Source organism: Variovorax sp. Varisp85, assembly GCF_047304045.1.
In the GTDB taxonomy this organism is placed as follows: Bacteria; Pseudomonadota; Gammaproteobacteria; order Burkholderiales; family Burkholderiaceae_C; genus Variovorax.
In genome coordinates this window covers 82,196-95,032 of the sequence record NZ_JBGLYN010000014.1, presented here as the reverse complement: position 1 = coordinate 95,032, position 12,837 = coordinate 82,196, and the positions used below count along the sequence as shown (strand labels likewise).

The 12,837-nt window shown below is 58.7% G+C and carries 12 protein-coding genes; 1 reads left to right on the top strand and 11 read right to left on the bottom strand.

The window, feature by feature from the left end; translation table 11 throughout:
* From ACCC97_RS08440 to ACCC97_RS08405, 8 genes are all read right to left on the bottom strand, one after another.
* Window positions 1-267 (bottom strand): hypothetical protein (locus ACCC97_RS08440; RefSeq protein WP_413332282.1); only part of this gene is annotated, 267 nt, incomplete at its 3' end.
* The gene (locus tag ACCC97_RS08435) at window positions 264-1,361 is read right to left on the bottom strand and encodes a glycosyltransferase family 4 protein (protein WP_413332281.1); all 1,098 of its coding nucleotides are present in this window, start codon (window positions 1,359-1,361) and stop codon (window positions 264-266) included. The genes ACCC97_RS08440 and ACCC97_RS08435, both read right to left, overlap by 4 nt.
* 40 nt (window positions 1,362-1,401) lie before the next feature.
* Window positions 1,402-2,904: an O-antigen translocase gene (locus ACCC97_RS08430; RefSeq protein WP_413332279.1), complete on the bottom strand. Its 1,503-nt coding sequence runs from the start codon at window positions 2,902-2,904 to the stop codon at window positions 1,402-1,404.
* The gene (locus tag ACCC97_RS08425; RefSeq protein WP_007835321.1) at window positions 2,897-4,003 is read right to left on the bottom strand and encodes a DegT/DnrJ/EryC1/StrS family aminotransferase; all 1,107 of its coding nucleotides are present in this window, start codon (window positions 4,001-4,003) and stop codon (window positions 2,897-2,899) included. The genes ACCC97_RS08430 and ACCC97_RS08425 overlap by 8 nt, the downstream gene beginning before the upstream one ends.
* Window positions 4,000-4,935: a WxcM-like domain-containing protein gene (locus ACCC97_RS08420; RefSeq protein ID WP_007835313.1), complete on the bottom strand. Its 936-nt coding sequence runs from the start codon at window positions 4,933-4,935 to the stop codon at window positions 4,000-4,002. Before ACCC97_RS08420 ends, ACCC97_RS08425 begins: the two co-directional genes overlap by 4 nt.
* Before the next feature lie 55 nt (window positions 4,936-4,990).
* Window positions 4,991-6,130: an NAD-dependent epimerase/dehydratase family protein gene (locus tag ACCC97_RS08415; protein WP_413332277.1), complete on the bottom strand. Its 1,140-nt coding sequence runs from the start codon at window positions 6,128-6,130 to the stop codon at window positions 4,991-4,993.
* A gap of 14 nt (window positions 6,131-6,144) precedes the next feature.
* Entirely contained in the window at window positions 6,145-7,428 is a 1,284-nt protein-coding gene (gene tviB, locus ACCC97_RS08410; RefSeq protein ID WP_007835309.1) for a Vi polysaccharide biosynthesis UDP-N-acetylglucosamine C-6 dehydrogenase TviB, read from the bottom strand.
* A 133-nt stretch (window positions 7,429-7,561) separates the two neighbouring features.
* Window positions 7,562-8,695, bottom strand: coding sequence for a polysaccharide biosynthesis/export family protein (locus ACCC97_RS08405; RefSeq protein ID WP_237726111.1), 1,134 nt, complete (start codon window positions 8,693-8,695; stop codon window positions 7,562-7,564).
* Between the two features lie 481 nt (window positions 8,696-9,176).
* Between ACCC97_RS08405 and mscL the strand changes: the two genes are divergently transcribed.
* Entirely contained in the window at window positions 9,177-9,608 is a 432-nt protein-coding gene (mscL, locus tag ACCC97_RS08400) for a large conductance mechanosensitive channel protein MscL (RefSeq protein ID WP_007835307.1), read from the top strand.
* On the opposite strand, the gene pdxA is transcribed toward mscL, so the two are convergent.
* The 3 genes from pdxA to ACCC97_RS08385 all read right to left on the bottom strand — a co-directional run bounded on the left by pdxA (window position 9,605) and on the right by ACCC97_RS08385 (window position 12,832).
* Window positions 9,605-10,645: a 4-hydroxythreonine-4-phosphate dehydrogenase PdxA gene (pdxA, locus tag ACCC97_RS08395; RefSeq protein ID WP_413332274.1), complete on the bottom strand. Its 1,041-nt coding sequence runs from the start codon at window positions 10,643-10,645 to the stop codon at window positions 9,605-9,607. The genes mscL and pdxA overlap by 4 nt on opposite strands.
* Before the next feature lie 64 nt (window positions 10,646-10,709).
* Complete coding sequence (locus ACCC97_RS08390) at window positions 10,710-11,483, bottom strand: Nif3-like dinuclear metal center hexameric protein (protein ID WP_007835304.1); 774 nt, start codon at window positions 11,481-11,483, stop codon at window positions 10,710-10,712.
* Entirely contained in the window at window positions 11,480-12,832 is a 1,353-nt protein-coding gene (locus ACCC97_RS08385) for an MFS transporter (protein ID WP_007835302.1), read from the bottom strand. The genes ACCC97_RS08390 and ACCC97_RS08385 overlap by 4 nt, the downstream gene beginning before the upstream one ends.
* Window positions 12,833-12,837 lie beyond the last annotated feature (5 nt).

Sequence of the window (12,837 nt, the reverse complement as noted above, 5' to 3'; positions counted from 1 at the left end):
CTTCAATCCAATTGCAATAAAAACAAAAAATCCATAGACATAAATATTATCTCGGAAAATTGTTGTCAGCAAATAACTGGAATGCAAAAACCCAAACTCGAACCTAGACTCCTTTATTTGATAAAGATAGTCCAATCGCAGTTGGTCAAAAAAATAATCGTACTGGATATAATCAGGGCTATATCCAAAAGGTTGCAGCATAGCAACTAATGCAGCAATCCCTCCAATTAATAGCGCCAATGCTTTTGATTTAGACAAATGCATCATCGACACTCGAATAAATCAATGAATCGTCGAGAGACGTTTTTCCAGTGAAAAGAGGAAATCGCTTCGGCCGCCAAATCAAGCTTCTTCAAAACATCAATCCGGGAAGATGAAGAAATTTCAAGCACAGATGACACAATGGCATCAGAATCCGCAACTGGCACAATCCATGAGTTTTCCTTGCTGGCTGGAAGGTATCCCGTAGTGATAACAGGGGTTCCGCAACTCATGGCCTCCAAAACTGGATAGTGACACGCACCGAGCTGGACCGTTCCCGGTGCAATAAGTATGTCCACCGAACGATAATAGTCGGCTAATTCGTGATCGCCATTTGGCACAACAATTTTCGCTCGATCATGCTTCCAATTTTCCGGTAAATTACCAAAAGCCACCTTCAACTGAACATCCGGGTCAATAAGCGCCAATTTCTCAAAGGCCTCAAGAACATATCGAGTACCTTTAGATGCCTCTTTCCTGCCGATGGTGCCGATGACCAATGGTTTCCGAAGAGTGAAATCCGAGATGAAACTGCGACGATGAAATATCGATTCATCAACTCCAGGGGGAATCCAGTGCTGGGCACTTATATCGCGATAGTCAATGTAAATAGGCGCGTTGGCGATTTGCTTCAAATTCAATCGATAACTAAGCATCGAGAGCCACTCAAGAACTCTCGCCTTTCGTCCTTTTTCAAGAGCATAGTATTCCGGCTCATAGGCTTGAACGTAATAATATTTACTTGCTTTTCTCGCTTTTGAAAATGCTACCGGAAATGCGGTCAGAGAATGATTTGCCAAAATCACGTCATATCCGGAAGCAATCCGCCTTAATGCACGCCACATACCGAAATAGATGGACGCAGCGTTTCCATTTGAAGAAAACTCCGTCCTTCGTTCTCCAGCCTGATGACTGAGCAACCGCCCTTGCCTATCAAAGCGGCAGATTTTTGCACTAGTTGGAAAATAGGGATCGGAAGATCTTTCGTCCACAAGAAAATCGACTTGATGGCCATCCCTTAACCAATGGTTGGCCAACTCAGAAAGAACCCGGTAGCCACCAGCAGTACCGAATCCGATTATTGGAACAAGTATTTTCATGGGATAAGAAAGCAGATTTCTGCTAAAAACTTCGACGCCCTCATTTGTATATCGGAAGTTTTCGAAAAATTTTCATGCACAGACGTCCGACAGGATTTTCAGACGCTCCGCACCTCGAAAATTGCACCATGGCATGTATTGCCAATCCAAAAGCAGCAACGAGGCTGAACACTCCACCGGCGAACAGGCTCCATTCGGCCAAAAATTTCACGAGCACACATAATCCTAAAAGTGCGCCGGACTGTCGCCAAATTCGTGGCGACCAGCGAAACCCTGTTTTTCGATGAGCGAGCCAATACACCATTGGTAGATAAGCGGCGTACATGCCGACAAATGCCATTCCTGTGGCCTGAATACCGAGCGCAGGCAGCCCGCACCAGGTCAAAATCACGAAGAGACCAAATCCAATGGCTTCAGTAATAAGAAATGCTCGACCATTTCCGGCGGCCAGCAGAATGAAACCTAAGGGCCAGCTAAGTATTTTGAGCAAATCTCCAATGACTTGCCAACGCAGCACGCCTTGTGCTTCTTGAAACTGACGGGAGTACAGCAATTCAATAACCCATGGTGCTAACCCCATCATCGCGAGCAAAACCGGACCTCCCAGCAATAAAGCCACCTCGGTTTGCTCATTCACCATACGGTTGGTGGCAACACGGTCATCGATGCATGCTGTCAAGCGGGGGTAGTAGTCCGTTCCCATGGCCGAAAGAACGAATCCTAGATAGGTCATGGAAATCTGCCAAGATGCTTGGAAATTGCCCAATCCGTTTGGTCCCAAGTGCTTCTGAACCAATGTGCGTACCAACAACTGCGCCAAAGTGGCTACTACGCCAGCCAACATAAACGCAGCACCCAACTTCGCCAACATCCGCCATTGCGCAGCTATAAGCGGCCAAGGTGTAGCCGGCAAACTTACTTTGGGCATTCTTAGAGCAAAAATGTAGCCAAATAAAAGCGTGCACAAAGGTGCGACCAACACAAAAGCCACAACGCCAGTTTGGCCCAACCAAAGCAGTAAGAAAATTCCCAGAACCGTTGATAGCAAGGCAGAGAAAATGCTTACGCGGGCGATATCTCCAATTCGACGCAATCCGTTGAGCAATGCGCCTTGTGAGCTAGCTCCCACGGTCGCAGCAACTCCTATGGCGAGCCACTGGATCTGAACTCCGGACCTTGCGTCTCCAACCACCATTACGGCGAGAACATCTCGCAGAGCCCAAAAGAGGGCCGCACCAGCCACCGCCAACAACAAGGTGCCCCAAAACAACGCCCGCCGGGCAGCTGCCACAGCGTGCCTGTCATCTCGACCCGCCGCCTCGGCGATTTGACGGGTACCTACGTTGCCAAACCCCAAGCCGGCTACAGTAGACGCCATCGACATCAAGTTCTGAAAAAGACCTATCAGGCCTACACCTGCAGGTCCCAACAAGACTGCCGCCACCTTGGTGCGAACCAAGCCGACAAGAATATTCAGGATTGATGCACCGCCGATAATGACGGATGAACGCAGGATTTGTCGATATGACTTGGCGTCAGTCATCGGCCACGACACTGGCGCGAAGCGCAACAATCACTTGTTGTCTTTGATCGGCGGACACGTGCGGTCCCATGGGCAAACTCAGCACTTCATCGGCCATCTGATTTGCCAAGGGGAATGCCCCAATATGCCACCTCAACCCGGCGTAGGCTTCTTGCCTATGGGGCGGAATTGGGTAGTGAATCAATGTACCCACCCCCATGTCCGCTAGACGTTTGTGCAATGCATTGCGCTTTGCATGTCGGATCACGAACAAATGCCAAACCGGATCCGCCCAATCAGGCACATAGGGCAGTTCCAAACCGCTATCGACCAACCCTTGCAGGTATTGCGCCGCCACCAACTTGCGCCGTGCGTTCCACTCGTCCAAATAAGCTAACTTGACCCGTAGGATGGCCGCCTGCAGCGGGTCCAACCGGCTGTTGTATCCCTGCACTTCGTTCACATACTTCACGCGCGACCCATAGTTGCGCAGCACCCGCAATCGGTCGGCCAGTTGCATGTCGTCGGTGGTAACGGCACCGCCGTCACCCATAGCACCCAAGTTTTTGCCTGGATAGAAGCTCCACGCAACAGCATCACCATGCGCCCCCAAACGCCGGCCTTTATAGCGTGCACCGTGTGCCTGCGCGCCATCTTCCAATACGCGCAGACCATGACGGCTGGCGATGGCGAGAATTGGGTCTAAGTCGGCCGGCTGACCATACAGGTGCACCGGCAGAATGACCTTCGTGCGCGGCGTGATGGCCGCCTCTACCAGCGCCGGGTCCATGTTGTAGGTACGTGCATCTGGCTCCACAGGCACCGGCGTGGCACCACACTGACTTGCCGCCAGCCAGGTGGCAATGTAGGTATTGCTAGGCACGATGACTTCGTCACCCGGACCTACATTCATAGCGCGCAGAGCCAGGATCAAGGCATCCAGGCCGTTTGCGACGCCTATTGCGTGATTCGCATTGCAATAGTTGGCGTAGTCCTTTTCAAATTCGCTGACCTCTGGCCCATCAATGAACCATCCGGAATTGACGACACGCGCAATAGCTTCGTCCAATTCTCGCTTAAGCTCAACATAAGGAGCCTTCAAATCCAAAAAAGGAATCATATCTTCATTTCGATTAATTTTTGAAATTCAGAATAGTCGCGAATGTAGTCTGCCTCGTTGTAATAGTGCGAGGCGAAAACTAGCAATACGGCATCTGGTGAATACTTATATTGAATCCCCCAAATCATCGGGGGTATGTGAATACCCAGATCCTGTCGATCAAGCAGAAATTCTTGCCGATTGAATCCGTCGTCTGCCACAACGGAACAGCTTCCTCGTACGCAGATTAAAAATTGATGGCACTCCCGGTGCGCATGCTCGCCACGAGTTTCGATGCTGGGGACATCGAAGACCATGAAATAGCGCTTCGCATTAAAAGGAATAGTTCTCTCAAATTCACCAACAGTGAGGCTTCCTCGAATATCAGCAACTCGAAGCAAGCGATGCAAATTAACACCGGTCACACGAGTTGCGGATGCACCCGGTCGACTAGGCTGCGGTGCCGCCCCATCCTGCTGATCCGAGGCATCTACATAGCCGACAATTTTGGCTGGATTTCCAACGACAATGGCGTTTGCAGGGACCGAGCGAGTAACAACTGCTCCAGCGGCCACCATGGCATTGCGGCCAATTTCTATCCCTGGCAAGATCACCGCGCCGGCCCCGATTGACGCACCTTCGTGCAGGGTTGATCCTAGGAATTTAGTGGGTTTTTTTCGGCTGCGCGGAAACCGATCATTTGCAAATGATGCGTTAGGCCCTATAAATACGTCGTTGGCTACACGCAAACCATCCCATAATTGAACTCCGCTTTTTACGGTTACGCGATCACCAATTACAACGTCACTTTCGACCAAGGTGTGCGAGCAAATATTGCAATCACTCCCAATTTTCGCCCCTTCAAAGACGACGGAAAATTGCCATATACGCGTACCGTCTCCAATGGCTGTGGACTTAACATCTGCTTCGGAGTGAATAAAAGGAGGGTTCACGATTTAGCTAGCAAAATTTTAAGAAGAATAAATTTGACTTTTACCAATTTTCCAGTCAAAAATTTTCTCCCGAATTGATCATATCTCGACTGACAAGCATTTCTCGATCGTTTGTCTGCCCGACGTACCAAGACATGGCCATCGCGAGCCCGGTATCGATGCGTTGGGTGGGCATATAACCCAGCAGCCGTTGCGCCTTGCTGATATCAGCCAGACTGTGGCGTACATCGCCAGCGCGAAAATCCCTGTGCACTGGCTTGGCGTCGCTCAAGCGCGTGTAGTAGGGCACAAGCCCGCTCCGCAAAAGAGCAAACAATTCGTTCAGGGTGGTGCGGTCTCCCACCGCCACGTTGTAGACCTGATTCACAACGCCAGGCTCCTGTGCAACGGCGGCCAGTAGGTTCGCTTGCACGACATTGGCGATGAAGCAAAAGTCGCGGCTGGTTTCACCGTCGCCATTGATATAGACCGGCTCCCCCTGCATCAGGCTCGCAATCCATTTTGGAATGACGGCGGCATAGGCACCGTTGGGATCCTGCCGAGGGCCGAATACGTTGAAATAGCGCAGGCCGATGGTGTTGAAGCCGTAGCAACGGGCAAAGACGTCCGCATATAGCTCGTTGACGTACTTGGTGACGGCGTAGGGGCTGAGAGGCTTGCCGATGGTGTGCTCGACCTTCGGCAGCCCTGGATGGTCCCCATAGGTGCTGCTGCTGGCCGCGTACGTGAAACTCTTCACTCCGGCATCACGCGAAGCCACCAGCATGTTCAGGAAGCCACTGATATTCACGCCGTTGGTCGTGATGGGGTCGGCCAGGCTTCGGGGAACGCTGCCAAGAGCGGCTTCGTGAAGCACGTACTCCACAGGCGTGCCGCGCCCACTCGACGTTGCATCTGCCACAGGAAAGACCATGGCTCGATGGCAATCGTCTAGGTTGCGGATATCGCCTTCGATGAAATGAAAGTTGGCCCACTGCTGGGGCTCCACTAGGGTTTGAACCTCGGCCAGGTTGTGCCGGTGGCCGGTGGCGAAGTTGTCGAGGCCCACAACACGCTGGTTGAGTTTGAGCAGGTTCTCAAGCAAGTTGCTGCCGATGAAACCGGCCACACCGGTGACGAGCCACGTGTGCGACTCGGTGACCAAGCGAGCGCGGAGCTTGTCGTAAGCCGATGGGTTGGGATTGGATTGGCTCATGGTGTCTATGCCGCTCACAGCCGACCGTCTGCTGCACCCAGGGGCAACAGACTTTTCACATCGAACAGCACGGCGTCGGGTTGGCCTAGCGCCTTGATGCCAGCTTCGCCCAATGTCACGAACTGGTGGTGTCCCACAGCCAGCACGATGGCGGCGTATTGGCCGGGGGCAGGCATTTCGGTCAGACATTGCAGACCGTATTCGTGCTCCGCCTCGGCCACATCGATCCATGGGTCGAACACATCGACCTGCGTGTTGTAGCCCTTCAAGGTGTGCACGATGTCTACCACCTTCGTGTTGCGCACGTCTGGGCAGTTCTCCTTGAAGGTCAGCCCCAACACCAAGACCTTGCTGCCCAGCACGGGCACGTTCTTGCGCAGCATCAGCTTGATGACTTCGTCGGCGACATGGCTCGCCATGTTGTCGTTGATGCGCCGACCGGCCAGGATCACCTCTGGGTGATAGCCGACCTCCACTGCCTTGTGCGTGAGGTAGTACGGATCCACGCCGATGCAATGCCCGCCCACCAGCCCCGGACGAAAGGGCAGAAAGTTCCACTTGGTGCCGGCCGCCTGCAGCACTTCGAGCGTGTCGATGCCGAGGCGATGAAAGATGAGGCTCAGCTCGTTCATCAAAGCGATGTTCACGTCGCGCTGCGTGTTCTCGATCACCTTGGCGGCTTCAGCCACCTTGATGCTGCTGGCTTTGTGGGTACCGGCAGTGATGATCTGGCGGTACAACTGGTCCACGAGTTCCGCCACCTCCGGCGTGCTGCCGCTGGTCACCTTCTTGATGCTGGGCAGACGGTGTTCCTTGTCGCCAGGGTTGATGCGCTCGGGGCTGTAGCCGCAGAAAAAGTCCACGTTGAACTTCTTGCCGCTGAATTTTTCGAGCACGGGCACACACACTTCTTCGGTAGCGCCGGGGTACACCGTGGACTCGAAAACCACTATGGCACCTTGTGGCATCACCTTGCCGACGGTTTCGCTGGCCTTGACGAGCGGCGTCAGGTCAGGCCGATTGGCTGCGTCCACTGGTGTTGGCACAGTGACGATGAAGACGCCGCATTCGCGCAAGTCTTCGATGTGTGCGGTGAAGCGCAGTTGTTCTGCGGCGTTCAGTTCCCCGGGGGTGGTCTCGAGCGTGCGATCGCGGCCAGCTTGCAAATCGGCAATGCGCGCGGCGTTGATATCGAACCCAACCACTGGGCGTTTCTTGCCGAACTCCACGGCAAGCGGAAGGCCCACATATCCCAGGCCGATGATCGCAATGGGTTGATTTGGATGAATGGCTTGCATGATGGGAACGCTGGAAACAAGAACTTCGACAGCGTCCTCTCAATGGAAGCCGTCGCCCTATCGCACCTGAACCGTCACCTTCAAAGGCCCGTCCAATCCCCGCATCTCGTCGAAGAAGGAACAGGCCTCGGCTTCAGTTGGTGTGCCTGACGTAGATCTCGCTGGCGGCATTGGCCACCGTCGCCGACGGCAGGATCAAGCTGACCACGCGGTTCCACTTGACCAGCGGCACGGGGTCGATATAGACCACGTCCTGCGACTGCAGCCTGAACTGGCTCGCAATGGCAAGCGCTGCCGGGTTCCGCGCATTGAGGTTGAAGATGGCGGGTGCACCCGTCGCGCCCTGGCGAATGACGTAGATCTGGCCGGCGTTGGCGGTGGAATTCAACGTGCCCCCGGCTTCGCCCAGCGCTTCGCTCAGGCTGAGGCGGCCGTTGCTGCGCATGGGCAACGCCAGCGGGGCCACGACTTCGCCCATGAGGAAGACCTTGTCGTCTTCCCGGTTGGCCACGCGCACGGTGTCGCCGTTCTTCAGCGGAATGCTGTTGCCGTCGTAGCCGGCTTCGCGCAGCCTGGTCATGTCGATCCGGATCGACTGGCCGTTGCGAATGAGCGTGACGGCCGAGCGGTTGCCCGCGGCCGTAATGCCGCCGGCCCGGTTGATGGCTTCGTTCAGCGTCATCGGCACGTCGGTGAAGATCTGCGAGCCGGGGGTGCGCACTTCGCCTTCTACATACGCACGGCGGCTGCGGAACGACTGGATGCGCACGGTCACTTGCGGGTCACGGATGTGCGGAAGGAGCAGCTTGCCGATCAGGTCGGAGGCGTCGCCCTCGCTCAGCCCCGCCACCCGCACGCGGCCGATGTACGGAAAGGCCACCTCTCCGTCGGAATCGACAATGAAGCCGGGGGCCACCTGCACGCCCGTCGGGTCCGCAGACTGCGAAATGACGGCGCCGGCATTCGGCAGCAGTTCGGGGTGGTCGTAAACGATGACGCCCACCACGTCGCCGGGGCCGATGGTGTAGCGCTCGCTCTTGCCGAACAGCGCATTGACCTCAGGCGGAACGCCCTTCGGGGCCGCCTGCGCCAGCGTGCGCACGAGCGCGAGGGAAATGGGGGTGATCTGGCCTTCGGGCGCCTCGTCGGGAAGATAGCGGAACTGGGAGGCCAGTTCGCCCCCTGCCTCGTAGGGCTCCACGTTGCCCATGCCCGGCACGACCGCGCAGCCTTGAAGCACCACCACACATGCCAGTGTCGAAGCCAACTTCAGGACATTTGCATTTCTTCTCAATTCCGATCCCCCAAGGAAATTCCAATTTTTTTAGCGCCAAAATAGCCAGGCGATAAAAACTACGCATGCACTCATTGCGGTGCAATTCTTTTTCACAATTCGTGGTTACCGCAGGCACACTGCTGGGCACTGCCAGGGCGCAGAGTGCCTCGTGGAGGCGCTGAACCGAGAACATGCAACTGCATGTCAATACCGGTCCGCTTGTCGTAGCGGCGGGTGTGATCCTAACAGTGGCACCCCGCTCGGATGAGTCACCACGAGGGCCCTGTTTCCTTTTGTAACTAAAACTACTGAAACTGGGTACACCTAAGCACGCACTTTTCTTTCCGCATCGCGGATGAGGCAAATAGATCAAATGCGCCGAATGCTTCACGCCGGGCAGCCGATTCCGGCGCGCTTCCGCGGGCATACTCGACGCTCTTTCAACAGCAGAGCTCCAGCAGCCTTTTGAATCATGAGCATCCTCAGTGAATTCAAGGAATTTGCCGTCAAGGGCAACGTCATCGACCTCGCGGTGGGCGTGATCATCGGCGCCGCGTTCGGCAAGATCGTCGACTCGCTGGTGGGCGACATCATCATGCCGCTGGTGGGTGTGGTGTTCGGCAAGCTCGATTTCTCGAACCTCTATGTGGTGCTGGGCACCGTGCCCCCCGGCGTGGCGAACACACTGGCAGACCTGAAGAAGGCCGGCGTTCCGGTGCTGGCTTATGGCAGCTTCATTACGGTGGCCGTCAACTTCGTGATCCTTGCTTTCATCATCTTCATGATGGTCAAGCAGATCAACAAGCTGCGGAAGACCGAAGAGGCCGCGCCGCCTGCTCCTGCCGCAACGCCAGAAGACATCACCTTGCTGCGCGAAATCCGCGACAGCCTCAAGCGCCCCTAAGCGCCCCTCAGCACGCGGGCCATGCGCAGCGCCTCGACGAGGCTCGACGCATCGGCCAGGCCCGTGCCCACGATGTCGAACGCGGTGCCGTGGTCGGGGCTGGTCCGCACCAGCGGCAGTCCCAGCGTCACGTTCACGCCCTTCTCCACGCCCAGGTACTTGATGGGGATCAGGCCCTGGTCGTGGTACATCGCAACCACCACGTCGAACTCGCCGCTGGACGGCACGCCCTGCCTGGCGCGCGCACGCATGAAGACGGTGTCGGGCGCATAGGGGCCGCTGGCGTCGATGCCTTCGGCGCGCGCGGCCTCGATGGCCGGCGCGATGATCTCGCGCTCTTCCGAACCGAACAGGCCGCCCTCGCCCGCATGCGGGTTGAGCCCCGCCACGCCGATGCGCGGCACGCGGCCGAGGGCATGCGTCAGCGCGCGGTGGGTGATGCGCAGGGTTCCGAGCACACCGTCGAAATGCACCGCCTCGATGGCGTGGCGCAGCGACATGTGGATGCTGACGAGCACGGTGCGCAGCTCGTCGTTGGCAAGCATCATGCGCACCGGCACGTCGGCCAGGGTGCGGCCCAGGTGGGCGGCGGCCTCGGCCTGCAGCAGCTCGGTATGGCCGGGGTACGGAAAGCCGGCGGCCGACAGCGCTTCCTTGTGCAGCGGCGCGGTCACGATGGCGCCGATTTCGCCGCGTAGTGCGGCCCGCGCGGCCCAGACGACGCATTCGCCGGCCACGCGGCCGGCTTCGGCGCTGATCTGGCCCAGCTCGATTGGCGATGGCGGCGCAATCACCTGCAGCACGGGAATGCAGCCCGGCGGCACCGTCGCGGCTTCGGCGGCGGTTTCGATTTCCAGCACCGGCCATGCCGGCAGCCCAGGTGCTGCGAGCGCCTGCGAGGCCTTGCGCACCGTGCCCACATCGCCGGCAACGAACGCGCCATGCGTTGCATCGGGCGCGTCGCGAAAGGCCTTGGCGATGATCTCGGGGCCGATGCCCGCGGGATCCCCGAGGGTGATGGCGATGGCAGCGCTCATTGGAAAGGCACCTCCGTGCTCCGCACTGCGGTGCAAGCTTGCTTGGGGCGGCCCGGCGCTGCGCTCATGCCGGGTTGTCGATGTCGATGAACTCGTGCTTCAGCCCGAGCTGCGCCGCAACGTGCCCGGCCACGGCTGGCGCGCCGTAACGTTCGGTGGCGTGGTGCCCGCAGGCCAGGAAGGCCACACCCATCTCGCGTGCGTAGTGGGCCTGGGGCTCAGAGATCTCGCCGGTGATGAAGGCGTCGGCGCCGGCCGCGATGGCGGCTTCGAAGTAGCCCTGCGCGCCGCCTGTGCACCACGCGATGTTCCTGATGGCGCGATGCGCCGTGTCGACGAGCGTGACCGGTCTTTTCAGCACTTTTTCGACATGGGTGGCGAGCGCCTTGGCGTTGGCGAAGCCTTCGCCGTTTTCCTGCGCGCCGAGAAAACCCAGTTCCTGCTCGCCGAAGCGCCCGGCCGATCCGGCATGGGCCACGAGCCCCAGTTGCAGGCCGAGCTGTGCGTTGTTGCCGAGTTCGGGATGCGCATCGAGCGGCAGGTGATAGGCGAAGAGATTGACGTCGTCGCCCAGCAGCAGGCCCAGGCGCTGCTTCATCCAGCCGGTGACGCAGCCGTCCTGGCCGCGCCAGAACAAGCCATGGTGGACGAAGATGGCATCGGCATCGGCGTGGATCGCGGCCTCGATCAGCGCGCGGCTGGCGGTTACGCCCGAAACGATCTTGCGCACCACGGTGCGCCCTTCGACCTGCAGGCCGTTGGGTCCGTAGTCTTTGAAGCGCCCGGGGGCGAGCAGCAGGTCGAATGCGTGAAGCAGTTCGTGGCGGGTGGTGCTCATCGCGCCATTGTCGCGCCGCCCGCGATGGCCGCGCCATCCCGCATGGCATGGCCACGAGCGGCCAGGGGCAACAGCGCCAGCAGGAAGCCCAGCCCGGCCAGCGCCGCCACGTAGTGCGCCGGCGCCATGGTGTCGCGCTGCAGCCAGAGCGTGAGGATCACCGGGGTCAGTCCGCCGAAGACCGCGTACGACATGTTGTAGGCAAACGAAAGGCCGGTGAAGCGCACCGGCGCCGGGAAGGCGCGCACGCCCGCGATCGGCACCGTGGCGATGGTGCCCACGAACAAGCCCACCAGCGCGTAGTGCGCATAGAGCGTCGACGGCGTGCCGGGCAGCCCGCTGTAGAACAGGTAGGCCGTGGCGAACAGGCCGCCCCAGCCGATCAGCATGACGGTGCGCGTGCCGATGCGGTCGCTGGCCCAGCCGGCCAGCATGCAGCCGAGCGTCAGGGTCAGCGTGGCGAGCGCGTTGGCTTCGAGCGCCAGCGCGGCCGGAATGTGGTGCACCTTCTGCAGGTAGGTGGGCGTGTACAGCACCACGACCACGATGGCGGCCGACAGCACCCAGGTCAGCAGCGCGACGTACACGCAGGCCAGGCGATGCTCGCGCAGCACGGTGCGCAGCGGCATCTCGCGCGCCACGCTGCGGCGCCCGGCCAGCTCCTTGAACACCGGCGTCTCGTGCAGGAAGCGGCGCAGGTACACCGACACCAGCCCGAACACACCGCCCAGCACAAAGGGAAGGCGCCAGGCGAACTCGCTCACCTGCACCGGCGAATAGTGCCGGTTGATGGCCACCGCAACCAGCGAGCCCAGCAGGATGCCGCCGGTGATGCCCGAGGTCAGCATGCCGATGCCGAAGCCGTAGCGCCTGGCCGGAACGTGCTCGCCCACGAACACCCAGGCGCCGGGCATCTCGCCGCCGATGGCCGCGCCCTGCAGCACGCGCATGGCCAGCAGCAGCAGGGGCGCCGCGACGCCGATGCTCGCGTAGGTCGGCAGCAGGCCGATCACCAGCGTGGGCGCCGCCATCAGGAAGATCGACAGCGTGAACATGCGCTTGCGGCCGAAGATGTCGCCGAAATGCGCGATGACGATGCCGCCCACCGGGCGCGCCAGGTAGCCGGCCGCGAAGATGCCGAAGGTCTGCAGCTGCCGCAGCCAGTCGGGCATGTCGGCCGGGAAGAACAGCGCCCCGAGCACGGTGGCGAAGAACACGTAGATGACGAAGTCGTAGAACTCCAGGGTGCCGCCGAGGGCGGACAGGCCGAGGGTCTTGTAGTCGCTCGAACCGAGCGTGCGTGCCGGTGCCGGCTGCGCGCCGTCCGGGAGGGTTGCTTGTGAAGTCATGGCTG

What these genes read in the sequence shown, in the direction of transcription:
- ACCC97_RS08435 (WP_413332281.1), bottom strand. Translation starts at nt 1,361, where the DNA reads ATGAAAATACTTGTTCCAATAATCGGATTCGGTACTGCTGGTGGCTAC.
- ACCC97_RS08430 (WP_413332279.1), bottom strand. Translation starts at nt 2,904, where the DNA reads ATGACTGACGCCAAGTCATATCGACAAATCCTGCGTTCATCCGTCATT.
- ACCC97_RS08425 (WP_007835321.1), bottom strand. Translation starts at nt 4,003, where the DNA reads ATGATTCCTTTTTTGGATTTGAAGGCTCCTTATGTTGAGCTTAAGCGA.
- ACCC97_RS08415 (WP_413332277.1), bottom strand. Translation starts at nt 6,130, where the DNA reads ATGAGCCAATCCAATCCCAACCCATCGGCTTACGACAAGCTCCGCGCT.
- tviB (WP_007835309.1), bottom strand. Translation starts at nt 7,428, where the DNA reads ATGCAAGCCATTCATCCAAATCAACCCATTGCGATCATCGGCCTGGGA.
- mscL (WP_007835307.1), top strand. Translation starts at nt 9,177, where the DNA reads ATGAGCATCCTCAGTGAATTCAAGGAATTTGCCGTCAAGGGCAACGTC.
- pdxA (WP_413332274.1), bottom strand. Translation starts at nt 10,645, where the DNA reads ATGAGCGCTGCCATCGCCATCACCCTCGGGGATCCCGCGGGCATCGGC.
- ACCC97_RS08390 (WP_007835304.1), bottom strand. Translation starts at nt 11,483, where the DNA reads ATGAGCACCACCCGCCACGAACTGCTTCACGCATTCGACCTGCTGCTC.
- ACCC97_RS08385 (WP_007835302.1), bottom strand. Translation starts at nt 12,832, where the DNA reads ATGACTTCACAAGCAACCCTCCCGGACGGCGCGCAGCCGGCACCGGCA.